Origin of the sequence: Streptomyces sp. NBC_00554 (assembly GCF_041431135.1) — a bacterium.
In the GTDB taxonomy this organism is placed as follows: Bacteria; Actinomycetota; Actinomycetes; order Streptomycetales; family Streptomycetaceae; genus Streptomyces.
This window is the reverse complement of record NZ_CP107799.1, coordinates 1,933,856-1,956,135: the sequence shown is the minus strand read 5'-3', so window position 1 is coordinate 1,956,135 and position 22,280 is coordinate 1,933,856. Positions and strand designations below refer to the sequence as shown.

The 22,280-nt window shown below is 71.3% G+C and carries 20 protein-coding genes and 2 pseudogenes; 13 read left to right on the top strand and 9 right to left on the bottom strand.

Annotated elements, in window-relative coordinates:
* The first annotated feature begins 23 nt into the window (after positions 1-23).
* The gene (locus OG266_RS08645) at positions 24-965 is read left to right on the top strand and encodes a lysylphosphatidylglycerol synthase domain-containing protein (protein ID WP_371544249.1); all 942 of its coding nucleotides are present in this window, start codon (positions 24-26) and stop codon (positions 963-965) included.
* Positions 966-1,027: 62 nt separating this feature from the next.
* Here the strand turns inward: OG266_RS08645 and OG266_RS08640 are convergent, their stop codons facing one another.
* Complete coding sequence (locus OG266_RS08640; protein WP_371544247.1) at positions 1,028-2,353, bottom strand: RNA-guided endonuclease InsQ/TnpB family protein; 1,326 nt, start codon at positions 2,351-2,353, stop codon at positions 1,028-1,030.
* Between the two features lie 185 nt (positions 2,354-2,538).
* On the opposite strand from OG266_RS08640, the pseudogene OG266_RS08635 reads away from it, so the two are divergent.
* Positions 2,539-2,745, top strand: a pseudogene (locus OG266_RS08635) (BlaI/MecI/CopY family transcriptional regulator); the annotation flags it as partial.
* Positions 2,746-2,852: 107 nt separating this feature from the next.
* Here OG266_RS08635 and OG266_RS08630 read toward each other — a convergent pair.
* Both OG266_RS08630 and OG266_RS08625 read right to left on the bottom strand, forming a co-directional pair.
* Entirely contained in the window at positions 2,853-4,013 is a 1,161-nt protein-coding gene (locus tag OG266_RS08630; protein ID WP_371552700.1) for an MFS transporter, read from the bottom strand.
* 46 nt (positions 4,014-4,059) lie between these two features.
* Positions 4,060-4,422, bottom strand: a complete 363-nt coding sequence (locus OG266_RS08625; RefSeq protein WP_371544244.1) for an ArsR/SmtB family transcription factor — start codon at positions 4,420-4,422, stop codon at positions 4,060-4,062.
* 35 nt (positions 4,423-4,457) lie between these two features.
* Here OG266_RS08625 and OG266_RS08620 point away from each other — a divergent pair, with 35 nt between their 5' ends.
* From OG266_RS08620 to OG266_RS08610, 3 genes are all read left to right on the top strand, one after another.
* Positions 4,458-6,398 carry a heavy metal translocating P-type ATPase gene (locus OG266_RS08620; RefSeq protein WP_371544242.1) on the top strand — a complete coding sequence of 647 codons (1,941 nt, stop codon included), beginning with the start codon at positions 4,458-4,460 and terminating at the stop codon, positions 6,396-6,398.
* A 77-nt stretch (positions 6,399-6,475) separates the two neighbouring features.
* The gene (locus OG266_RS08615) at positions 6,476-7,960 is read left to right on the top strand and encodes an AlkA N-terminal domain-containing protein (RefSeq protein ID WP_323178366.1); all 1,485 of its coding nucleotides are present in this window, start codon (positions 6,476-6,478) and stop codon (positions 7,958-7,960) included.
* Positions 7,961-7,969: 9 nt separating this feature from the next.
* Positions 7,970-8,455 carry a methylated-DNA--[protein]-cysteine S-methyltransferase gene (locus OG266_RS08610; RefSeq protein ID WP_371544240.1) on the top strand — a complete coding sequence of 162 codons (486 nt, stop codon included), beginning with the start codon at positions 7,970-7,972 and terminating at the stop codon, positions 8,453-8,455.
* On the opposite strand, the gene OG266_RS08605 is transcribed toward OG266_RS08610, so the two are convergent.
* Positions 8,452-9,189, bottom strand: a complete 738-nt coding sequence (locus tag OG266_RS08605; protein WP_371544237.1) for an NAD-dependent deacetylase — start codon at positions 9,187-9,189, stop codon at positions 8,452-8,454. The genes OG266_RS08610 and OG266_RS08605 overlap by 4 nt on opposite strands.
* Before the next feature lie 239 nt (positions 9,190-9,428).
* Here OG266_RS08605 and OG266_RS08600 point away from each other — a divergent pair, with 239 nt between their 5' ends.
* A complete protein-coding gene (locus OG266_RS08600) occupies positions 9,429-10,181 on the top strand; it encodes a hypothetical protein (RefSeq protein WP_371544235.1) in 753 nt (250 codons plus the stop codon).
* Between the two features lie 6 nt (positions 10,182-10,187).
* Here the strand turns inward: OG266_RS08600 and OG266_RS08595 are convergent, their stop codons facing one another.
* Entirely contained in the window at positions 10,188-10,679 is a 492-nt protein-coding gene (locus OG266_RS08595; RefSeq protein ID WP_329544719.1) for an NUDIX hydrolase, read from the bottom strand.
* 140 nt (positions 10,680-10,819) lie between these two features.
* Here OG266_RS08595 and OG266_RS08590 point away from each other — a divergent pair.
* Positions 10,820-11,649 (top strand): annotated as a pseudogene (locus tag OG266_RS08590) (IS5 family transposase).
* Positions 11,650-11,664: 15 nt separating this feature from the next.
* Here the strand turns inward: OG266_RS08590 and OG266_RS08585 are convergent.
* Positions 11,665-12,738: an ADP-ribosylglycohydrolase family protein gene (locus OG266_RS08585; protein ID WP_371544232.1), complete on the bottom strand. Its 1,074-nt coding sequence runs from the start codon at positions 12,736-12,738 to the stop codon at positions 11,665-11,667.
* Positions 12,739-12,923: 185 nt separating this feature from the next.
* Between OG266_RS08585 and OG266_RS08580 the strand changes: the two genes are divergently transcribed.
* The gene (locus OG266_RS08580; protein ID WP_371552698.1) at positions 12,924-14,042 is read left to right on the top strand and encodes a glycerate kinase; all 1,119 of its coding nucleotides are present in this window, start codon (positions 12,924-12,926) and stop codon (positions 14,040-14,042) included.
* 188 nt (positions 14,043-14,230) lie between these two features.
* Here the strand turns inward: OG266_RS08580 and OG266_RS08575 are convergent, their stop codons facing one another.
* Entirely contained in the window at positions 14,231-15,436 is a 1,206-nt protein-coding gene (locus tag OG266_RS08575) for a helix-turn-helix domain-containing protein (RefSeq protein ID WP_371544231.1), read from the bottom strand.
* A gap of 187 nt (positions 15,437-15,623) precedes the next feature.
* Between OG266_RS08575 and OG266_RS08570 the strand changes: the two genes are divergently transcribed.
* Genes OG266_RS08570 through OG266_RS08550 form a run of 5 tightly spaced genes read left to right on the top strand, consistent with a single transcriptional unit; the run spans position 15,624 to position 20,583 of the window.
* Positions 15,624-16,430, top strand: coding sequence for an ABC transporter ATP-binding protein (locus tag OG266_RS08570; protein ID WP_371544229.1), 807 nt, complete (start codon positions 15,624-15,626; stop codon positions 16,428-16,430).
* A gap of 8 nt (positions 16,431-16,438) precedes the next feature.
* Positions 16,439-17,323 (top strand): ABC transporter ATP-binding protein, encoded by an 885-nt coding sequence (locus OG266_RS08565; protein ID WP_371544227.1) that lies wholly within the window; start codon positions 16,439-16,441, stop codon positions 17,321-17,323.
* Positions 17,320-18,210 (top strand): branched-chain amino acid ABC transporter permease, encoded by an 891-nt coding sequence (locus OG266_RS08560; protein ID WP_266834546.1) that lies wholly within the window; start codon positions 17,320-17,322, stop codon positions 18,208-18,210. Before OG266_RS08565 ends, OG266_RS08560 begins: the two co-directional genes overlap by 4 nt.
* A complete protein-coding gene (locus OG266_RS08555) occupies positions 18,203-19,321 on the top strand; it encodes a branched-chain amino acid ABC transporter permease (protein WP_371544224.1) in 1,119 nt (372 codons plus the stop codon). Before OG266_RS08560 ends, OG266_RS08555 begins: the two co-directional genes overlap by 8 nt.
* Positions 19,318-20,583 carry an ABC transporter substrate-binding protein gene (locus tag OG266_RS08550; protein WP_371544221.1) on the top strand — a complete coding sequence of 422 codons (1,266 nt, stop codon included), beginning with the start codon at positions 19,318-19,320 and terminating at the stop codon, positions 20,581-20,583. The genes OG266_RS08555 and OG266_RS08550 overlap by 4 nt, the downstream gene beginning before the upstream one ends.
* Positions 20,584-20,679: 96 nt before the next feature.
* Here the strand turns inward: OG266_RS08550 and pssA are convergent, their stop codons facing one another.
* Both pssA and OG266_RS08540 read right to left on the bottom strand, forming a co-directional pair.
* A complete protein-coding gene (gene pssA, locus OG266_RS08545; RefSeq protein ID WP_266474991.1) occupies positions 20,680-21,498 on the bottom strand; it encodes a CDP-diacylglycerol--serine O-phosphatidyltransferase in 819 nt (272 codons plus the stop codon).
* Positions 21,499-21,526: 28 nt separating this feature from the next.
* Positions 21,527-22,183: a phosphatidylserine decarboxylase gene (locus OG266_RS08540; RefSeq protein ID WP_266473544.1), complete on the bottom strand. Its 657-nt coding sequence runs from the start codon at positions 22,181-22,183 to the stop codon at positions 21,527-21,529.
* Positions 22,184-22,280 lie beyond the last annotated feature (97 nt).

Below are 22,280 nucleotides of genomic sequence, written 5' to 3'. Positions count from 1 at the left end.
GAGGCGCCCGGAGGCCCGGCGACATGACCGCTCCGCCGGCCGCCCCTCGGACTTCGACCGCCGTCGGTAGGCGGGTCTCCTGGCAGGCCGGGGTCTCGCTCCTGGTGATGGTGTGCGCCGGGTATCTCGCGCACCGCCACTGGCCGGTGATCGAGGCCGGCGCCGCCCGGCTCGCCGTCGCCGACCGCGGCTGGCTGCTCGTGGCGACCGCCGCCACCGTGGCGACCTGGGCGTGTTCGGCGCTCGCCCAACAGGGTGCGGTGTCCCGGTCGTTGCCCGCGCGGCGGCTGGTGGCGGTGCAGTTCGCGGCGTCCGCGGCCAATCACCTGCTGCCCGCGGGCCTCGGAGCCGGAGCGGTCAACCTGCGCTTCCTGACCCGGTGCGGGCTGCCGGTCGCGCGCTCGGCGACCGCGCTCGCTGTGAAGGCCACCGCGGGGACCGTGGTGCGAGGCTGCCTGATCGCCGTACTGGCACTGGCCTGTCCCGGCGTACTCCATGTCCCGCATGTCTCCGTGACACCCGTGGTGGTGACGGTCGCCGTGATCGCCCTCGCCGCGGTGCTTCTGAAGGGGCCGCTGCGGCGTGCCCTGCGGGCGGTGCTCGCGGATGTCCGCGCCGTGCACGAACTCCCCGCGCGGGCAGCCGCGTTGTGGGGCGGCTCGCTCGCCTTCGCCTCGCTGCACACCGCGGTGGTGATAGCCGTGACCCAGGCCATCGACCTGCCACTGCCCCCGGCCCAGGTCGCCCTCGCCTACCTCGCCGCCAGCAGCGCCGCCGTCCTGCTTCCCACCCCCGGCGGCCTCGGCTCCCTGGACGCCGCACTCGCCCTGGCCCTCACCCTCGCCGGAGCACCGGCCGGCGCGGCGGCGTCCGTCGTCCTCGGCTACCGGCTCCTGACCGTGTGGCTGCCACTGCTGCCGGGCCTGCTGGCGCTGGGAGTGCTGGTACGCCGACGGGTGGTTTGAAACCTCCCCTGCCTGAAGGGAGGGGATTCCTCACCCTCCATGGCTGATCGGGGATTTCTGGCTCACGCTGCCAGGTGGGGCAGCGCCCCACCTGGTCCTACGCGATCAGCACCAGCCGGGTTGAGACCTGCCCGGACCAGCATGACGCGGGCGGAGTTCGTGTCCCGGGGGGACACGGCTCCGCATGCGATGCAGGCATACGTTCGTTCTGACAGAGGCAGTGCGTGCTTGGTTCTCGCTCCGCACTGTGCGCAGTCCATCGTGGTGTGTGCGGGGTGTACCAGGTACACGGCACGGCCATGCTTGCGGCCCATCTCGATCAGGGCCTGCTTGGTGGCGCCGATCGCCGCGTCGGCGGCCTTGCGCGCCATGGTGGTCCTGGCCAGGAACTTCGGCCGGAAGTCCTCCACAGCGAGGGCGTCGTGGTCGCGGACTACGGACTTGGCCCACTTGCGGCCGGTGTCCTGCCGCTGGCGGGCCACCTTTTTGCATGCCGTGGACCGCAGCTTCTTTGCTTCTCGGTAGCCCGCCGATCCGGCCTGCCCCTTCTTCGGCTTACGCCGGGCCATCATCCGGTCGTACCGGGTCAGTTTCGTCTGGGCCTTCCTGCCGTGCTCGGCGTAGGGCAGGTCGTGCGCGTCGCTGGTGGTGGTCGCGGTCTCCTTCACGCCCCAGTCGATGCCGATCACCGCGCCCGTTTCGGGCAGCGGCTGGACCTCGGCAGGGACGACGAAGCTGACGTACCAGTGCCCGACACTGTCCTGATGGACACGGACGCTGGACGGTTCGGCCGGGAGTTCCCGCGACCACACGGGCGTCAGCACGATCCCGCCCGCGAGGTGCAGCTTGCCGTCTTTGAGACGGAAGCCGCGCTTGGTGTAGTTGAGGGTGGGCAGCGCCTCGCGCTTCTTCTTCCACTTCGGCATCCCGGCCCGGCGGTGCATGGGAAGCCGTTCCCTGATGTCCTTCTGTGCCTTGGCCTTGGACTTGCCGAAGTCGCGGATCAACTGCTGCTGCGGAACGCTGGAACCCTCACGCAGCCACGTGTTCGTCTTCCGGGCTTCGGTCAGCATTTTGTCGAGCTGGGCCGGACCGCAGGTCTGCTTGTCCACGCCTTCGGGCCGGTTCTTGTTCCAGAGGTGCGTCTGCTTCGACTTCGCGCAGCACTCGTTCCAGATCCACCGGCACCGGTCCCACTCCGCCGTCAGCGCGGTGCGGGCGGTGGACGACACGCGCAGACGGAAGGTGTACCGGGCATGTCCCGCTCCCACGGCCCCTGCTGCTTCCGCCACGCCCTCACCCCCGTCCACGTTCCGGCCACCCGAGCCCTGCCGGAAGACCATACGTACGAGATCCGTACGCCCGCGCCCCTCTCCTGCCGCAGTCACTCCCATCAGCGAACACGGGCACACGCGTTCGCCTGCACCCGGCTCCGCCGGGCAAGCCGCAGCGCCGCTCCGCGCCCGGGAAGCAGGATGCGGCGACACTCCGCGTCGCCGTCACGGGATGCGATTCCTCCCCGGCGTGAACGCCGGGCCTCCTCGCAAGAGACCAGGTGAACGGCGTTCGCCGAGTGCTCTCCCAAACTGGACGGACAGGTACGGCCGAGACGGAGCCGGCCTCCGGCCACGCCCTTACGACCGTGACGACGACCCCGTCCCGCCTGCACGAGATGGGCGTCGCCGGCCGCGAGCACCAGGGCCGCGGCTACGCGTACCACCCCGTCCAGGACCCGCACGGGCTCACCGCCCGCCGCATGCACGCCGAGCCCGACCGGGACGAGCGCGTCAGCGCGATGCGGGGGTCTGGGGGCGGCAGCCCCGGGTACGGGACGGGCAGGGGCGGAGGGGGCGAAAACCGCTTGGCCCGAGCACCGCCGCAGCCGTGTCACCCTAGAGGTGGCTCCGACGGGCGCCGCCCCGAGCGACTCCGCAGCAGCACCCCCACCACAGGCCCAACCGCCAGCAACACGGCGAGCACCCCGTACCCGTACGTCAGTGTCGCCACGGTCGCGACCCCCGCGACCAGCAACGGCCCACCCGCATCGCCCAGTTCGCGCCCCAGCTCGGCGGCGCCCATCGTCTGGCCGAGCCGCTCCTGAGGAGCACCGGCCGCCAGCGCGGCGAAGCCCAGCGGGGTGATCAGGCCCGTGCCGACACCGATCAGTGCGGCGGCGAGCAGGACGCCCGTCAGACCGGGGAGCATCGCGCAGGCGAGCCCCGCGGCGGTGAGCAGCAGCCCGGCGCCGATTCCCGTACGGGTGGTCAGCCGGCCCGCGTCCAAGGCCCGCCCGGCGCGCGGCTGGACGACTGCCGCGCAGGCCGCGAGAACCGAGACCGCCGCGCCGGTCGCCACGGTGCCGAGCCCGGCGAGCGCCCCGGATACGGGCAGGAACCCCACGCCGACGGAGAGCGCGGCGGTAGCCCCCGCGAGCGCCGCCGTGGGAGTGAGGAAGACCGGGTCGGTCAGCCGGCGCGCGAGATCGAGCACGGTCTGCCGGGCCCGCGGCAGCGGTGGCACGTGCGGAACCGCGATCACGGCCCATACGGCGACGGCCGCGCCAAGGGCTGTGAGCACCACGAACAGCAGCCGCAGCCCGCCCGCCCACACCAGGACGCCTCCCAGGAGTGGGCCGAGCGTGTAGCCGAGGGACTTGTAGAAGCCGTAACTCCCGTACACCCGCCCGTGCTTGGCCGCCGGATTGAGCCGCGCCACCAGCGCGGAGGCCGCAGGCGAGAACGCGGAGGCCGCCGCGCCCTGACCGAGACGGGCGGCCCACAGCCAGCCGGGGCTGTCGACGACGACGTACAGAACGGACGCGGCGGCGAAGGCGACGAGCCCGCCGAGCAGTACGGGCCGGGCGCCGATCCGGTCGGCGATCGTGCCGAACACGGGCTTCAGCAGGACCTCGGCGCCGTCGTAGAGGGCGAGCAGTCCGCCCAGGACGAGGAGCGAGGTGACCGCGTCCTCGGAGTGGGCGCCGAGGTTCGCGGCGATGCCGTGCGCCCCGAACGCGGTCGTGAACCCGGCGGCGTACAGCGGCCACATCTGCGGCGAGGATGCCCCCGTCTGCGGCGAGGTCGCCTCCGTCACCTCAGTCCTGCGCGTCACTGAGCCCGAGCCGCAGATGTTCCACGTGGTAGACCGCCTGGTCGAGGAGTTGGGCGACATGGTGGTCGTGCAGCGCGTACACGATCGAGCGTCCGCTCCGCTCGCCGACGACCAGGCCCAGGTTTCGCAGCAGCCGCAGCTGGTGCGAGCAGGCGGACTGTTCCATGCCCACCGCGGCGGCCAACTCCGTGGCCGGGAGGGGGCCTTCGCGCAGTCGCGCGAGGATCAGCAGTCGCGAGGGGGTGGACAGTGCCTGGAGCGTGGTGGCCACCTTCGCGACGTTGGCCGCGTCCAGGCGTACGCGCGAGGTGGCGTCCTGCGTGGTGGTGACGGCTCCATGACCCATGGGCGGTATCTTACCCACCGTACATGAAGGCATGAATGAGTCTTCATGTGTTCCTGTATGGTGGCCGCGTGTCTCCCACTCTCGCCCCGTCTCCCGTTGCCGCCCCGTCCGCCCCGGCGCCACCTCGCCGCCGCACGCGCGTCCTCGCGCTGCCGGAGGCCCGCTGGGCGTTCGTGGCCACGGTCGCCTTCCTGCTCGCGCTCCCACTCCACCTCGGCGGAGCGCCCGGGTGGACGTACGCCCCGCTCTATGTGATCGCGTACGCCGCCGGAGGCTGGGAGCCCGCCCTCGAAGGGCTGCGGGCGCTGCGCGAGAGGACTTTGGACGTCGACCTGCTGATGATCGTCGCCGCGCTCGGCGCGGCCGCGATCGGACAGGTGCTGGACGGCGCCCTGTTGATCGTCATCTTCGCCACCTCCGGCGCCCTGGAGGCCCTGGCCACCGCACGCACCGCCGACTCCGTCCGCGGCCTGCTAGACCTGGCGCCCGCGACCGCGACGAGGGTGACCGCCGACGGTGAGGAGTCGGTCCCCACCGCTCAACTCGCCGTCGGTGACGTGCTGTTGATCCGACCCGGCGAGCGGATCGGCGCCGACGGGCGAGTGGTCGAAGGCATCAGCGAGGCCGACCAGGCGACGATCACCGGGGAACCGCTGCCGGTCGTGAAGGCCCCCGGCGACGAGGTGTTCGCGGGCACCCTGAACTGCACCGGCGTGCTGCGCGTCCGCGTCGAACGCGACCCGGTCGACTCCGTCATCGCCCGCATCGTCACCCTGGTCGAGGAGGCCTCGCGCACCAAGGCGCCGACACAGCTGTTCATCGAGAAGGTCGAACAGCGGTACGCGGTGGGCGTGGTGGCCGCCACGCTCGCCGTCTTCGCGGTGCCGCTCGCCTTCGGTGAGGACCTCACCGGCGCACTGCTGCGGGCGATGACGTTCATGATCGTCGCCTCGCCCTGCGCGGTCGTCCTGGCCACCATGCCGCCGCTGCTGTCCGCCATCGCCACAGCCGGGCGGCACGGCGTCCTGGTCAAGTCGGCCGTGGCCATGGAACGCCTCGGCGAGATCGACACGGCCGCTCTCGACAAGACCGGCACCCTGACCGAGGGTGCTCCCGAGGTGACGGCCGTACGTCCGGCGCCCGGGTCGGGCCTCGACGAGGACTCCCTGCTGGCCCTGGCCGCCGCCGCCGAGCACCCCAGCGAACATCCCCTCGCCCGCGCGATCGTCGCCGCCGCCCAAGCCCGCGGGCTGCGCCCCGCGCCGGTCGGCGACTTCACGGCGAAGCCGGGCCATGGCGTCACCGCCACCGTCGACGGCCACATCGTCACCGTCGGACGCCCAGGCGCACACGCCGACGAGGACGCCGACCACACGATCGTCCTGGTGGAATGCGACGGCGCCCCCGTCGGCACCCTCTCCCTCGCGGACCGCCTCCGCCCCGACGCCGTCTCGACGGTCGCCGCGCTCACCGCCCTCACGGGCACCTCGCCCGTGCTGCTCACAGGCGACAACCCGCGCGCCGCCGCCCAGGTGGCCACCGCCACCGGCATCACGGACGTACGTGCGCGTCTGCTGCCCGAGGACAAGGTCGCCGCCGTGCTCCAACTGGCCGACCGCAAAGTGCTGTTCGTAGGCGACGGTGTCAACGACGCGCCCGCCCTGGCCGCCGCCCACGCCGGGATCGCCATGGGTCGCGCCGGGTCCGACCTCGCGCTGGAGACCGCGGACGCCGTCGTCGTCCGCGACGAGCTCGCAGCCATCCCCGCGGTGGTACGACTCTCCCGCACGGCCCGTCGCCTGGTCACCCAGAACCTCGTCATCGCGGGTACGTTCATCACGGTCCTCGTCCTGTGGGACGTCATCGGCCACCTCCCACTGCCGCTCGGCGTCGCGGGGCACGAGGGGTCCACGGTCCTGGTCGGTCTGAACGGGCTGCGGCTGCTGCGGGACTCCGCGTGGAGGCCGCAGGCCTGACGGGCGGTCCCAGGGCACGCAAGGCTGATGTCGGATTCTCGCCAGCTCGGGCCTCGGGCGTGCCCGATGCTTGAGGCATGCAGAACGGGATGCACACCGATACGGAGCGCTGCGTGCGCGCGGTCCAGTCGAAGGACGCGCGCTTCGACGGCTGGTTCTTCACGGCGGTCCTGACCACGCGGATCTACTGCCGGCCCAGCTGCCCGGTGGTGCCGCCCAAGCCGGAGAACATGACGTTCTACCCGAGCGCGGCGGCCTGTCAGCAGGCCGGGTTCCGGGCCTGCAAGCGGTGCCGCCCCGACACCAGCCCCGGCTCGCCCCAGTGGAACCAGCGCGCCGACCTCGTCGCCCGCGCCATGCGCCTGATCGGCGACGGAATCGTGGACCGCGAGGGCGTACCCGGCCTCGCCACCCGGCTCGGCTACAGCACCCGCCAGATCGAGCGGCAGCTCTTGGCCGAGCTGGGCGCGGGACCGCTCGCCCTGGCCCGGGCCCAACGCGCCCAGACCGCACGGCTGCTCATCGAGACCACCCCGCTCCCGATGGCGGAGATCGCCTTCGCGGCCGGATTCTCCTCGATCCGCACCTTCAACGACACGGTCCGCGAGGTCTTCGCGCTGTCACCGAGCGAACTGCGCGCCCGGCTGCCGAAGGGGAGGGCGGGGGCCGCCACGCCGGGAGTGCTGAGCCTGCGGCTCCCCTTCCGTGCGCCGCTCAATCCCGACAATCTCTTCGGCCACCTCGCGGCGACCGCTGTCCCGGGCGTGGAGGAGTGGCGGGACGGCGCATACCGGCGCACGCTCCGGCTGCCGTACGGACACGGCATCGTGGCCCTCACCCCGCAGCCCGACCACATCGCCTGCCGCCTCACCCTCAGCGACCTGCGCGACCTGCCCGTCGCCATCAGCCGCTGCCGCCGCATGCTCGACCTCGACGCCGACCCGGTCGCGGTCGACGACCAGCTGCGCACCGACCCGCTGCTCGCGCCGCTCGTCGACAAGGCACCCGGTCGCCGGGTGCCGCGTACGGTCGACGAGGCCGAGTTCGCCGTACGGGCCGTGCTGGGCCAGCAGGTCTCCACGGCCGCCGCCCGCACCCACGCGGCCCGCCTGGTCACCGCGCACGGCGAACCCGTCGACGACCCCGAGGGCGGCCTCACCCACCTCTTCCCGTCCCCCGAGTCGCTTGCCGCGCTGGACCCGGAGTCCCTCGCGATGCCACGCACCCGCCGCACCACTTTCACCACGCTCGTACGTCAACTCGCCGACGGCACACTCCACTTGGGCGTCGAGAGCGACTGGGAGGAGGCCCGCGCACGGCTTCTCTCGCTGCCGGGCTTCGGCCCCTGGACGGTCGACGTCATCGCCATGCGCGCCCTCGGCGACCCCGACGCCTTCCTCCCCACCGACCTCGGAATCCGGCGCGCCGCCCAGGAGTTGGGCCTGCCGTCCACCCCGGCCGCGCTCACGGCACGCGCGGCGGCGTGGCGTCCCTGGCGGGCGTACGCGGTCCAGTACCTGTGGGCGACGGACAGCCACCCGATCAACTTCCTTCCCGTATAAGGACGTTCCATGAAGCACCACACCGTGATCGACAGCCCCTACGGGCCGCTCACCCTCGTCGCCGACGACGGCGCCCTCTGCGGCCTGTACATGGTCGGACAGCGCCATCGCCCGCCGGAGGAGAGCTTCGGCGTACGCGACGACGGCGCGCTCTTCGCCGAAGTGACGCGCCAGCTCGCGGCCTACTTCGAGGGCGAGTTGAAGCAGTTCGACCTGCCCCTGCGCCTCGCCGGCACCCCCTTCCAGCGCAGCGTCTGGGAGCAGCTCGGGCAGATCCCCTACGGCGAGACCCGCTCGTACGGTGAACTCGCCGAAGCCCTCGGCAACTTGGGCGCCTCCCGCGCGGTGGGCCTCGCCAACGGCAAGAACCCGATCGGCATCATCGTCCCCTGCCACCGAGTGGTCGGCGCGAACGGCAGCCTCACCGGGTACGGCGGCGGCCTGGACCGCAAGCAGCGGCTGCTGGACTTCGAGAGCGGGGCCGCGCTCTTCTAGGACCTGTCCGAGGTGTTCAGCCCGCGCAGGAGTTTCGGCAGTGCCGTGCCGATGGGCTCCCGGATCACAGTGTCGGCTCGTTCGTCGTACGGCGTCGGCTCGGCGTTGACGATGATCAGCTGTGCGCCGTGGTCGGCGGCGACGCCCGCCAGCCCCGCCGCCGGCTGAACCTGCAGACTGCTTCCGACGGCGATGAACACCTGGCAGGCCTTGGCGATGGCGACGGCCTCGCCGAGCACCACGGGGTCGAGCCGCTCGCCGAACATGACGGTCGCCGACTTGAGGATCCCGCCGCACTTGAGACACGGCGGATCCTCCTCCCCGGCCTCGACCCGGGCCAGCGCGTCCTCCATGGGTCCACGGGCATGGCACTTGATACACACCACGCTCCGTGCGGTGCCGTGGAGTTCGAGCACCTTGCGCGCGGGCATCCCGGCCAACTGGTGCAGTCCGTCGACGTTCTGCGTGATGACCCGCACGGGCACCCCGGCCCGCTCCAACTCCACCACGGCTCGATGCGCGGCGTTCGGCTCGGCCTTGAGCGCCCAGTTCCCGCGCCGCATCTGCCACGACCGCCGCCGGATCTCCGGGTCGCCCACGTAGTACTCGTACGTCACGAGCTTCTCGGCCCCCGGATCGCGTCGCCACAGCCCGTTGGGCCCTCGATAGTCGGGGATCCCGGAGTCGGTGGAGACGCCTGCGCCACTGAGGATGGCGACGAGAGGCTTGTTCATGGGCCGAGAGTAGGGCGCTTGCCTGCTCGGAGGCGAAGGGATATCGGGCTGCCCTCGCTTCCAACCGTTCGTGCTGCCGGGTGCATCCGGATGGTCACAGAGGAACGGGTCCCTGTAACAGATACCGGCGGTTCATCCTGGCTGTGCAACAGGGGAGAGCGCCGATGAACCGGCTTGCTGTGTATGGCGTTTGACGGGTTGAGATCAACGAGGAAATGACGCCGAAAGGGCAACCTGACATGTCGCTCACCCGCTCCCGCACCCGCTCCCGTACGCTCGCCGCCGTCGGGTTCCTGGCCGCTACGGGTCTGTTCCTCACCGCGTGCGGCCCCGACGGTTCCGCCACTGGTTCCGCCACCGGTTCAGGCGCCGAATCCGGTGCGAGCACCCCTTCCAGCGCAGCCGACGCCACGGATGCCAGTGCGGACAACCGTGCGGACGGTACGGTCACCGGCACGTTGACGTATCTGGCGCCGGGCAAGTTGGAGGTTGACGGTCGTCCCTTCTGGATCGCGGAGGACACGGAGATCCAGGGCGGCGAGATCTGCGGTGACCCTGAGACTCAGGCGGCGGAGACCTGCACCGCCGACGAGGCGGAGGCGGCGGCCAAGACCGGCAGGGTCACGGCCGAGGTAGTGATCGCGAACGGCATAGCGACCAAAATCACCGGCGGGTCGGGTGGGGGTACCGACGCCTCGGCGGAGCCGACCGAACAGGACGACACCGGGGACGCGAGTGCGGACAACCGTGCGGACGGTACGGTCACCGGCACGCTGACCTACCTGGCGCCGGGCAAGTTGGAGGTCGACGGTCGTCCCTTCTGGATCGCGGAGGACACGGAGATCCAGGGCGGTGACATCTGCGGTGACCCCGAGACCCAGGCGGCCGAGACCTGCACCGCCGATGAACTGGACGCGGTCGCGAAGGACGGCAACCTGACCGTTGCGGTGACGATCAAGGAGGGCATCGCCGAGCGGGTCGTCCAGGTCTAGTCGGCGTCAGCCGACCCGGTGTCCGTTCTCCAGCTCCGCCGTCCCCGCGCCCTCCGTCAGCACATCGAGCGCGGTCATGACGCGACGGCCCAGCGCACCCGGCAGGAACTCGGCCAGCTCGTCCCGCGGGACCAGACGCCACGACAGCAACTCCTCCTCCTGCAGCCGGATCGCCTTGAAGTCACTCTCGGCGAGGACTCCACCGTCGTAGAGGTACGCCACCAGCGGGGGCCTCGCCGTGCCGTGCACCCAGTCGACCGCGAGCAGCCGGCCGAGTTCGATGTCGAGGCCGATCTCCTCGGCGGTCTCCCGGCGGGCGCCCTGGCGCGGAGTCTCCCCGTCGTCCGATTCGACCGTGCCGCCCGGAAGTGCCCAGCCGTCACGGTAGTTCGGCTCGACGAGCAGGACACGTCCGTCGGCGTCACGGAAGAGGGCGGCGGCCCCGGCGAGGACGCGGGGCAGGCCCGCGATGTACGTGGCGAAGTCTTGAGTGGTCACTCACTAAGGGTAACGAGCTTGTGGAGCCGTTCCTCCGACTCGCTGCCGGGTTCGGCGAGTTGGAGGTGGCCCCGGCTGCCACCGGCCGGACAGGTCCTAGGTCGTGTCCGCAAAGTGGGTTGGTCGTTGGTCTGTTCGTGGTGCGTCGTCATGAGTTGACTGATGAGTCGTGGGCGGTGATCGGGCCGTTGCTCGCTCCGCCGCGGATGGGCCGTCCGGTGCGGGACCGCCGTCAGGTGGTCAACGGCATCCTGTGGAAGCTGTCGACCGGGGCGGCCTGGCGGGACCTGCCCGAACGGTACGGGCCGTGGAAAACGGTCTACGAACGCTTCCGCCGCTGGTCCGCCGACGGTACATGGGACCGGCTGCTGGCTCACGTTCAGCAGCATTCCGACGCCGTCGGCGCGGTCGACTGGACGATCGTGTGCCTGGACTCCACGACCGTGCGGGCCCACCAGCACGCCGCCGGGGCCCGAAAAGGGGGCCGTGGCCGGGCGAGGCGATCGGCCGTTCCCGCGGCGGACTGACCACGAAGATCCACCTGGCCTGCGACGGCCGGGGCCGGCCGCTGGCCTTCACCCTCACCGGCGGGAACGTCAACGACTGCACCCAGTTCGAAGCAGTGATGGCCCGGATCCGGGTGCCGGGATGCGGGCCGGGGCGACCCCGGACCCGGCCCGAGCGGGTCGCCGCCGACAAGGGCTACTCGTCCACGAAGATCCGCACCTACCTGCGCCGACGCGGGATCAAGGCAGCGATCCCGGAACGCATCGACCAGATCAACGGCCGCATCCGCCGCGGCGAGAGCCGCTGCCGCCTCGACAAAGCGGCCTACCGGCGCCGCAACCTCGTCGAACGCTGCTTCAACAAGCTCAAGCACAACAAAGCCCTCGCCACCCGCTACGACAAACGCGCCCGCCACTACCAAGCCCTGGTCACCATCGCCTGCCTACGACTCTGGCTCCCCTGACATTGCGGACACGACCTAGGCCCGTGTCGTCAACGCGACCGTACGTGACGCGAGCTCGCTGATCCGCGCTCTGTCGAAGCCGAACACCGCACTCCGTACGGTGTCCTCCAGCGGGTCCCGCCACTGTGCGGGGATCGCAGCGGCCCCGCACAGGACGCCCGCCACGGAGCCCGCGGTCGCGCCGTTCGAGTCGGTGTCCAGGCCGCCACGGACGGTCAGGGTGATGGTGCGGGTGAAGTCGCCGTCGCCGTACAGGAGCCCGGCCGTGAGGACCGCGGCGTTCGGGATCGTGTGGATCCAGCCGAGCCCCGCGGTCTCCTCGGAGACGGTCGTGAGTGTGTCGTCCCAGGTCATCCGCGTCTCGTGGAGCGTCATCACCCGTCGTACGGTCCGCGCGAGGCGGCAGCTCGCGGGGATCACCGTGAGCGCCGTGTCCAGCGAGTGCCGCACGCTCGGCGCGGTGAAGGCCGCCGAGATCAGCGCCGCCGCCCACATCGCGCCATACACGCCGTTGCCGGTGTGGGAGAGGACGGCGTCGCGACGGGCCAGCGAGGCCGCCTGCCGCGGCGAGTCCGGACAGGTCCAGCCGTAGACGTCGGCGCGGATGAGAGCCCCGATCCACTCCTGGTAGGGATTGTCGTACGTCGCTGTCAGCGGCGGTTTGATCCCATTGGCGAGGTTCCGGTACGCGGCCCGCTCCGCAGTGAACGTCTGCAGATACGGCAGCCGCAGCAGCCACAGGTCACCGACCTGCTCGGTGCTGAAGCCGAAGCCGTGCGTCTCCAGGAGGTCGAGCCCGAGGATCGCGTAGTCCACGTCGTCGTCGCGGCAGCTGCCGTGGATACGGCCGCGTACGCACTGTCGCCACTCGGGCCGCAGCTCGAATTCGCCGCTCCCGCCTCCGTCGGCGGCGGGCTCGGGGAGGTAGTCGGTGAGGGGCAGGGCCGCGGCCTGCCGCAGATAGCGGTCGATCCGGTCCCGCGTCCAGTGGTCGCCCTGCTCGACCGGTTTGCCGAGCATGTTGCCCGCGATCCGGCCCAGCCAGCCCCCATGGATGCGGTCGGCGAGCTCAGTGCCCACAGAGGTCATAGCTCCGGTTTACCCAATTCCGGACGATGGTGCGCGGTGTTCCGCGGTCCGGGCGGGGCATGACGGCGGGGGCTTCCTCCGGTTAAGGTCGCAGCGGCGCGACTGCCTTGACGTGAGCAAGGCCGAAAGCAAGGGGATGCAAGGTGGCGGACGCTGCTGTGAATCGGACTCGGCAGGCGGCGCGTGTGCTGATCGCCGCGGACAAGTTCAAGGGATCGCTGACGGCCGTGCAGGTCGCCGAGCGTGTGACGGCCGGGCTGCGCCGCGTCGCGCCGCATGTCGAGGTCGAGGCGCTGCCGGTGGCCGACGGCGGTGACGGGACCGTCGACGCGGCGGTCGCCGCCGGGTTCGAGCGGCGTGAGGTGCGGGTCGCCGGGCCGCTCGGCGACGAGGTCACGGCGGCGTTCGCGCTGCGCGGGGACACGGCGGTCGTGGAGATGGCGGAGGCCAGCGGGCTGCAGCGGCTGCCGGCCGGGGTCTTCGCGCCGCTCACGTCCTCGACGTACGGGTCCGGAGAGCTGCTGCGGGCCGCGCTGGACGCGGGGGCGCGGGCCATCGTCTTCGGTGTGGGCGGGAGCGCCACCACCGATGGGGGTGCGGGGATGCTGTCCGCGCTCGGTGCGCGGTTCCTGGACGCGGACGGTGAGCCCGTCGCGCCCGGTGGGGGCGCGCTCAGCGATGTCGTGACCGCCGATCTGTCCGGCCTCGACGCCCGGATCTCCTCGGTCGACTTCGTTCTCGCCTCCGACGTGGACAATCCGCTCACCGGGCCCAAGGGTGCGCCTGCCGTGTACGGCCCGCAGAAGGGGGCCGGACCCGACGACGTCGCCGTCCTGGACGCATCGCTCGCCCACTTCGCCGCCGTTCTGGAGAAGGCCATCGGGTCCAGGGCCGCCGAGTACGCGGCGGCGCCCGGGGCCGGGGCCGCGGGTGGGATCGGGTACGGCGCGCTTGTTCTCGGTGCGCGCTTTCGGCCCGGTATCGAGGTCATGCTCGACGTTCTCGGCTTCGCGCCCGCGCTGGAGCGGGCCACGTTGGTCATCACCGGTGAGGGGTCGCTCGATGAGCAGACCCTGCACGGGAAGGCGCCCGCCGGGGTGGCCGCCGCCGCGCGTGCCGCGGGCAAGGAGGTCGTCGCGGTCTGTGGCCGCCTCGGCCTGCGCCCGGAGGCCCTCGGCAAGGCCGGCATCCGCCGCGCGTACCCCCTCACCGAGGTGGAGCCCGACATCGCGAAGTGCATCGCGGATGCGGGGCCGATCCTGGAGAAGGTGGCGGAGAACATCGGGCGGGACTTCTTGAACTGAGGTGGGTGGGGGGATGGGGGTGGGGTTTTTCGCCCCCTCCGCCCCTTCCCGTCCCGTTTCTGGGGGCTGCCGCCCCCAGACCCCCGCTTTCGGCCTGAACGGCCTCGTCCTCAAACGCCGGACGGGCTGAAACCGGGCGTAGCCCGGAAGTGCGGGACGGGAAGGGGCGGAGGGGGCGAAAAACCGTCTCACCGCCCCACCCCCGACAACCGATACGCATCCAACGCCAACGTCATCTCGATCAGATCCCGAGGCCGGGCCAGTGACCGGGACGTCAGCTGTTCGAGCCGGCGTAGGCGGTTGAAGACCGTGTTGCGGTGGCAGTACAGGCGCCCCGCGGCCCGCCCGGCGGAGCCCTCGCAGGAGAGCCAGACGTCGAGCGTCTCGAGAAGGACGGCCCGATCGCCGGGCTCGAGCTCCAGCAGCTCCCCGAACACGTCCGAGACAAGACGGGCCGCCAGCTCGGGCTGGCTGACGACGAGCGCGGTCGGCATCCGCTGGTCGAGGCGTACGACATCGGTGGCGTCCGGCGGACAGGTACGCAGCGCCAGCTCGGCGAGCCGCCGGGCCCGCCCCAGCTCGGCGAGCCCGGCCACCACGGGACTGATACCGCCCGGCCCCTGACACCGCCCGTCGAGGAGCCGGGCCACCCCGTCGAGCCCCTGCCCGGGCCCAAGGGCGACCACGCCCACCTCGCAGTCCGCCCGCATCCGCCAGATGAAACGCAGCCCCGCACCCAGCATGGGCCGAGGGCACGCGTCCCGTCCGTCATGGCGCTCGGCACGCAGTACCACCACGGCGTACGGCCCACGCTCCGGCAGATCGAGCCCGGCGGCGGCCCGAGCCGCGAGCCCAGGCGTCTGCTGCCCTTCGAGCAGGGCGTCGAGGAGGGCCTGCAACTGCTCGTCGGTTCGCCGCCGCAGCTCCATCTCGGTGGCCCGGTAGGCCTCCGTGGCGGTCGCGGCCTGCGCGTCCACCGCGGACCACACCATGGTCGCCGAGCGCATGAGCATCGCGAGCCGCTCCGGCTCCCGCCCGGCCACGCCCTCCATCAGCGCGTCCCACACGAGATAGCCCGCGGAGCGGTAGGCGTGCACGAGCAGCTCCAGCGGAACCCCCTGCTGGGCACGGCGGCGGCCCGCGTCCTCGGCGTACTCCAGATCGCGGCGCGGCGAGTCCCGCGGCGCGGAGAGCGTCTCGATGCCGATGCGCATCGCGGTCTCCGCCTCCCGCCACTGCTCGTCGTAAGGCAGCACCTGTCCGTAGACGGGGGAGTACTCGGTGAGCTGCCGCAGATGCTCGTCGACGAGCTCGGGCAGCCGTTCCAGCAGAGTCGCGCAGGACTCCGCGAGCAGCTTCCAGTCATGACCGGTCCGCGGTCGGCGCCGTCCCATGGCCGGAGGATGTCACCGGGGAGGCCCGCCGGACAGGCCCCTGACACGCGGTGTTGTGCGCGTGCACAACGGCCGGGCGCGACCTCTGGGCACCCGCCGCGTTTCGCCCGCGCCCCGTGGACGGGCGCCTGGACCGGTGCTGAGGTGAGCGCCACACCGAGCGAGGACAGCGGGAGGTGGAGGTGCCATGGGCGGTTCCGTTCTGCTCGTACGGGACCTGTCGGTCGGATACGGACCCGTACGCGCACTGCGTCAGGTCTCTCTGGAGGTGCCCGAGGGAGCCGTGGTCGCCGTCCTCGGCAGCAACGGCGCGGGCAAGTCGACGCTGCTGCGGGCGGTGTGCCGGACGCTCTCCTTCCACGGGGGAGCGGTGACCGGCGGCACGGTCGCCCTCGGCGGACGCCCGCTCGACCGGCTGGCCCCGGACCGGGTGGTGGCCGCAGGGGTGTCCCAAGTACCGGAAGGACGACGGGTGTTCGCCCGGATGACGGTCGCGGACAATCTGCGGGCCGGAGCGCTCGGAGCCGTGGGCGGCCGGGCGGAGCGAGCGGCCGCCCTGCGCCGTGTGCACGACCTGTTCCCCGTCCTCGCCGAACGCGCCCAGCAGCGCGCGGGCCTCCTCTCGGGCGGCGAACAGCAGATGCTCGCGGTCGCGCGGGCCCTGATGGCCACTCCCAAGGTGCTCCTGCTCGACGAACCGTCCCTCGGACTCGCCCCGTTGATGGCTCGGCGAATCGCCGACACCGTACGGGAGATCAACGCCCAGGGCACCTCGGTCCTGCTCGTCGAGCAGAACGCCGCGCTCGCCCTGCGGCTCGCCTCCCGCGCGTACGTCCTCGAAGTCGGCGAAGTGACCCTCTCGGGCCCGGCCGACGAACTCGCCGCCTCCGACGAGGTGCGCCGCCGCTATCTGGGCGTCGTCGACGAGGACGCGGCAGAAGACGCCTCCCAGGCCCGCGCCACCCACCCGACACTGCCCAGGTGGAAGGGGTGACGCCCGCGATGGAAGACTCGCCCGACACCGACGTCCCGCCACTCCACGTAAGGGAGTTGACGGTCCGCTTCGCCGGCCTGACCGCCCTCGACGCCGTCAGCTTCACCGTCCGCCCCGGCACCGTGCACGCCCTCATCGGCCCCAACGGCGCCGGCAAGTCCACCTGTTTCAACGTGCTTTCCGGTGTCTGCCGGCCCGCCTCCGGCAGCGTACGGTTCGGCGAGCACGAGCTCACCGGACTCCCTCCGCACCGCATCGCGGGTCTGGGCGTGGCGCGGATCTTCCAGAACCTCGCCCTGCCGCCGCTGGCCACGGTCGAGGACAGCCTGCTGCTCGGCCGCCACCGGCTGACCCGCACCGGCTTCCTGGCCGCGGGACTTCGGCTGCCCGCGGCGGCCCGCGAGGAGCGCCGGCACCGTGAACGCGTCCGCGAGATAGCCGAGTTCGTGGGCATTGAACAGCAACTCGACCGCCCGGCGGGCTCGCTCCCGTACGGGCAGCAGAAGCTCGCCGAACTCGCCCGCGCCCTGTGCATGGAGCCCCGCCTCCTGCTGCTCGACGAACCGGTCGCGGGCATGACCGCCGACGAACGACGCCGCACCGCCGCGGTCGTCGCGGGCGTCCGCGACAGCCTCGGCATCTCGATCGTGCTCGTCGAACACGACATGGGGGTGGTGATGCGGCTCGCGGACGCGGTGACCGTACTGGACTTCGGCCGGCTGATCGCCGACGGCGCCCCCGTCGACGTACAGAAGGATCCGGCGGTCGTACGGGCCTACCTGGGCGAGCGTGCGGACGATGAGCCCGCGGACGGTGACCGCGCCGACCAGGACCGTGCCGACAGGGACCGCCCCGACAAGGCCCGCACCGACGGTGAGGAGACCGCCTCATGAGCACCTTCGCCGAACTCCTCCTCAACGGCGTCTCGTTGGGCTCCGTCTACGCCCTCATCGCTCTAGGCTTCGTCGTCATCTTCCGCGCCACCGAGGTCGTGAACTTCGCCCACGCCTCGCTGCTGCTCGCGGGCGGCTATGTCACCGCCTCCCTCCACGACGACATCGGCTTCTGGCCCGCGCTGCTCGCCGGGATCGCGGGCGCCGCGCTGGTGGGGGCGGCGGTGGAGTTCCTGGTGATGCGCCGCTACCGGGGGTCCGACCACAGTGTTCTCGCCATCGTCACCATCGGCGTCGACATCCTGCTCACCACCGAACTGACCCGGCGTATCGGCACGGACGTACTGCCGCTCGGCGATCCGTGGGGCGACGCGGTGCTCACGGTCGGGCCGGTCTCCCTCGCGCACACGCGGATCGCCGCGTTCGTGGCCGCCGCCCTGCTCATCACGGCCTTCCTGCTGGCCTTCCGGTACACCTCGTGGGGCGTGGCGATGCGCGCCGCCGCCGAAAGCCCGGAGACCGCCGCTCTCATGGGCGTACGGCTCGGGCGGGTGTCGCTAGGCGCCTGGGCGGTGGCCGGTGGACTCGCCGCGGTCGCCGCGCTGTTCCTCACCGTCTTCCCGACTCCGGGCCTCGAGCGGGCCACCTCACTCGCCGCGCTGAAGGCCTTCCCAGCCGCGATCCTCGGGGGTCTCGACTCGACGACGGGCGCGCTGGTCGGCGGTCTGCTCGTCGGGATCACGGAGTCCCTCGCCACCGGCTACCAGAGCGATCTGACCTTCCTGGGCAGGGGACTCGGCGACCTCGCCCCGTACCTCGTCATGGTCGCGATCCTGCTCATCCGGCCCGCCGGGCTCTTCGGCACGAAGGAGCTCGCCCGTGTCTGAGGTCCTCGCAAGCACCCGCAGGAGCGGCGCTCCACCGCTGTGGTTCACCCGTCCCCGCACATACGTCTGGGCCGCGGGCGCCGTCCTGCTGCTCGCCCTGCCCTTCTACCTGGACCGCTTCTGGCTCCAGGCGGGCCTGTTCGCGATGGCCGCCGCGATCGGCGCGATCGGCATCAACCTGCTCACCGGCGCGACCGGACAGCTCTCCATGGGGCACGCCTTCTTCCTGGCGGTCGGGGCGTACGGCTACTGCGTGTTCGCCGGTGACGGGGGCGACGGACTGACCGGGCTCGGGCTGCCGACCTGGCTCGCCACCGTCCTGGCCGTGCTGGCCGCCGGTGTCGCGGGCGGGCTGTTCAGCCCCATCGCGGGGCGGCTGCGCGGCGCGTATCTCGGCATCGCCACCCTCGCCCTGATCGTCATCGGCCAGCACGTGCTGTTCAACGCGCGTGATCTGACGGGCGGCTTCAACGGCCGCGACGTACCACCCCTGAGCATCTTCGGGCTGACCTTCGACGACCGTGAACTCGTCGTCGCCGCCGTGCCGTTCGGCTCCGCCGAGAAGCTCTGGTACGCGGGCCTCCTGATGCTTCTGGGCGGTGCGCTCTTCGCCCGCGGGGTGCTGCGGGGCCGGCCGGGGCGGGCCATGAACGCGATCCGCGACCACCGGATCGCGGCCGGGGTGATCGGCGTGCCGGTCGCCCGCTACCGCGCCGCGGTCTTCGTGCTGTCCTCGATGTACGCGGGCCTGGCCGGGGTGCTGCTCGCGCTGATCTTCCAGCGGACGGTGCCGGACTACTTCGGCATGATCCTCTCGCTCGAATATCTCGCCATGATCGTCATCGGCGGACTCGGCTCGGTCGCCGGGGCGGTGGTCGGGGCCGCGTTTGTCTCCCTGCTGCCGCAGCTGCTGACCCGCTACAGCGACGCGCTGCCCCTGGTCTCCGACCCCGGCACCGGGGGGATCGCACCGGGCGAGGCGTCGAGGTACCTCTACGGCGCCGCCGTCGTGGCGGTCGTGCTCTTCCTGCCGGGCGGCCTGATCAGGGTCGCCGCCCGGCGTCGCGCCAAGCCGAACGGCTCAAGGCCCACTCCAGGGGAGGAACGATGAGAAGGACATACATGGCAAGGGTGGCCGCCGGGACGCTGGCCGCCCTGCTCGTGCTGGCCGGGTGCAGCTCCAAGGCCAAGGACGGGGACGACGACAAGGAGACGGCCGCCGGCGGGGTGAAGACCGGCGACGGCATCTCCGGCAAGACCATCAGTCTCGGCGCGCTCACCGACATGACCGGCGTCTACGCCACCCTCGGCAAGAGCGTCACACAGGCCCAGCAGCTCTATGTGAAGCAGGTCAACGCCGACGGCGGCATCTGCGGCTACCAGCTGGCGCTCACCGTCCGGGACCACGGCTACGACCCGCAGAAGGCGGTCTCCGGGTACACGGAGCTTGCGCCGAAGGTGCTGGGCTTCACGCAGTTCATCGGCTCGCCGTTCGTCGCCGCCGTGAAGCAGCGGGTGGACGGCCAGGACAAGGGGCTCGTGCTGCCGCAGGCCTGGTCGGCCACCCTGCTGGGCAGCCCGTACATCCGGGTCATCGGATCGACGTACGACATCGAGACGATCAACGCCGTCGACTTCCTGATCAAGGAGAAGGGCATCAAGGCGGGCGACAAGATCGGCCATGTGTACTTCGAGGGGGACTACGGCGAGAACGCCCTGGTCGGCTCCAAGTACATGGCGAAGGAGTCGGGGCTCACCGTCGTCGAGCAGAAGATCAAGCCGACCGACAACGACATGACCGCCCAGGTCGCCGCCCTCAAACAGGCCGGTGTCAAGGCGATCGTGATCAGCGCGGGACCGCGCCAGGCGGCCTCGCTCGTCGGTGTCGCGGCGGCCGGAAGGTTCAATGTGCCGATCATCGGCAACAACTCGGCCTTCGCCCCGCAGCTGCTGGCCACCCAGGCGGGCCCGGCCCTGACGGCGAACTACTACGTGGCCTCGCCCTCTCTCCCCATCGGCGCCGACACCCCGGAGGGCAAGAAGCTCGTCGAGGACTACAAGGCGGCCTACCCGAAGGACTCCCTCGACAACGGTGTGGTGGCCGGCTGGACCGCGGCGGCCGCCTTCGGTGAGGCCCTGAAGAAGGCTTGCGACAGCAAGGACCTCACCCGCGAAGGCGTCGACAAGGCCCTGCTGACGATCGACGCCTTCGACCCGGGCTTCGGCGTCACCCAGGACTTCAGCGATCCGAAGTCCCCGTCCTCGAAGCAGAGCATCATCCTGAAGCCGGACAAGAGCGCCGTGGGCGGAATGACGGTGGTCCGGGAGGCGGCGGCCTCGACGGCGGCAGAGGGCTACACGCCAGGGGCGTGACACCAAAGGCCGAACAAGGGCCCCGAAAAAGCCGAAGGGCCCCGAACCGTGTGGTTCGGGGCCCTTCGGTACGTACAAGCGCGGCTCGTACAAGCACTACGGCAGCTGAGCCGCCCGTGCCTCACGCCGGTTGTCCCGGAAGTTGTTCACCTTCCGAGCCGTGGCGAAGAGGGGAATCACCGCACCCATGACCAGCTGCAGCGCGCACCCGGTCTGCAGCAGCAGTATCCCGCTGGGAGCGTCGAAGGCCCAGGCCACGAGGAGGCCCATGCTGACGACGATCCAGGAGAGCATCGCGATGGCGAGCCGCCCCCTCGGCTTCGGGTACTCGACCCGGCTCACCATCAGCCAGGCGGTGCCGAGGATCGCCATGAGCGTGGCGACGAACGGCAGCTCGAGCAGCACGATGGAGACCACGGTGAGTGCTCCGAAGGGCGATGGCATGCCCTGGAACGTGCCGTCCTTGACCGTGACGCAGGAGAAGCGCGCGAGTCTCAGTACGACCGCGAGGAGGACCACGATGGCCCCCAGCGCCGCCACCCGCTGATGCGCGTCGTCCGCGACCATGCCGTAGACCAGCACGAAGTACGCCGGAGCGAGCCCGAAGCTGATCAGGTCGGAGAGGTTGTCCAGCTCGGCGCCCATGGGGGAGGAGCGCAGCTTGCGGGCGACCAGGCCGTCGAAGAGGTCGAAGACCGCCGCGCACAGCATGAGGATGACGGCCGTGGCGGCGCTGTGCCGTGCCATGCCCGTCTCCTGGCTGCCCGTGAGGTGCGGGATCAGGATGCCGGTGGTGGTGAAGTACACCGCCATGAAGCCGCAGGTCGCGTTGCCCAGGGTGAGGGTGTCCGCTATTGAGAGGCGGAGAGAGAGGGGCATCTCCTCTTCGTCGTCCACCTCGTCGGCCTCCGGCACCCAGCCGGTGCCTGCCTGCGTCTCGGGATCAATCACGGTCAATTCGAGTCACCCCAGCCACGGTCTTCTGACCGACCTCCACGTCAACCTCGACACCCTCGGGGAGATAGATGTCGACGCGCGAGCCGAACCGGATCAAGCCGATCCGCTCGCCCTGCTCGACCTTCGTACCCTGAGGGATATAAGGAACGATACGGCGGGCGACCGCGCCGGCGATCTGGATCATCTCGATGTCACCGAGCTCGGTGTCGAAGTGCCAGACGACGCGTTCGTTGTTCTCGCTCTCCTTGTTGAACGCCGGAACGAACCCACCGGGGATGTGCTCGACCGATGTCACCGTGCCGGAGAGAGGCGCGCGGTTGACGTGGACGTTCAGCGGGCTCATGAAGATCGCGACGCGGGTGCGTCCGTCCTTCCACGGCATGATGCTCTGCACCACACCGTCGGCGGGCGAGATGACCCTGCCCTGCGTGATCTCACGCTCTGGGTCGCGGAAGAACCACAGCATCCCCGCCGCGAGCGCGGTGGCGGGTACGGCCACGGCCTTGGCGACGCCGGAGTGGCGTGCGCGTGCCAGGCTGAGGGCTGCGGTGGCAACGGTCGGGAGAAGCCACGGCGATGCTCCGCGCGCGAGGCGTACGCCTGCCAGGCTGTCGCGAGGTGCAGAGGTTTGGCTGTGGGGCATGGATGACCTTCGTAGCGGATGATGCCGCGCTGCAAAAACGGGGGACGGCGGCTTTCCCGGGATCGTACCGGTCGCGGGCCACAACTGGGCAAGCCAG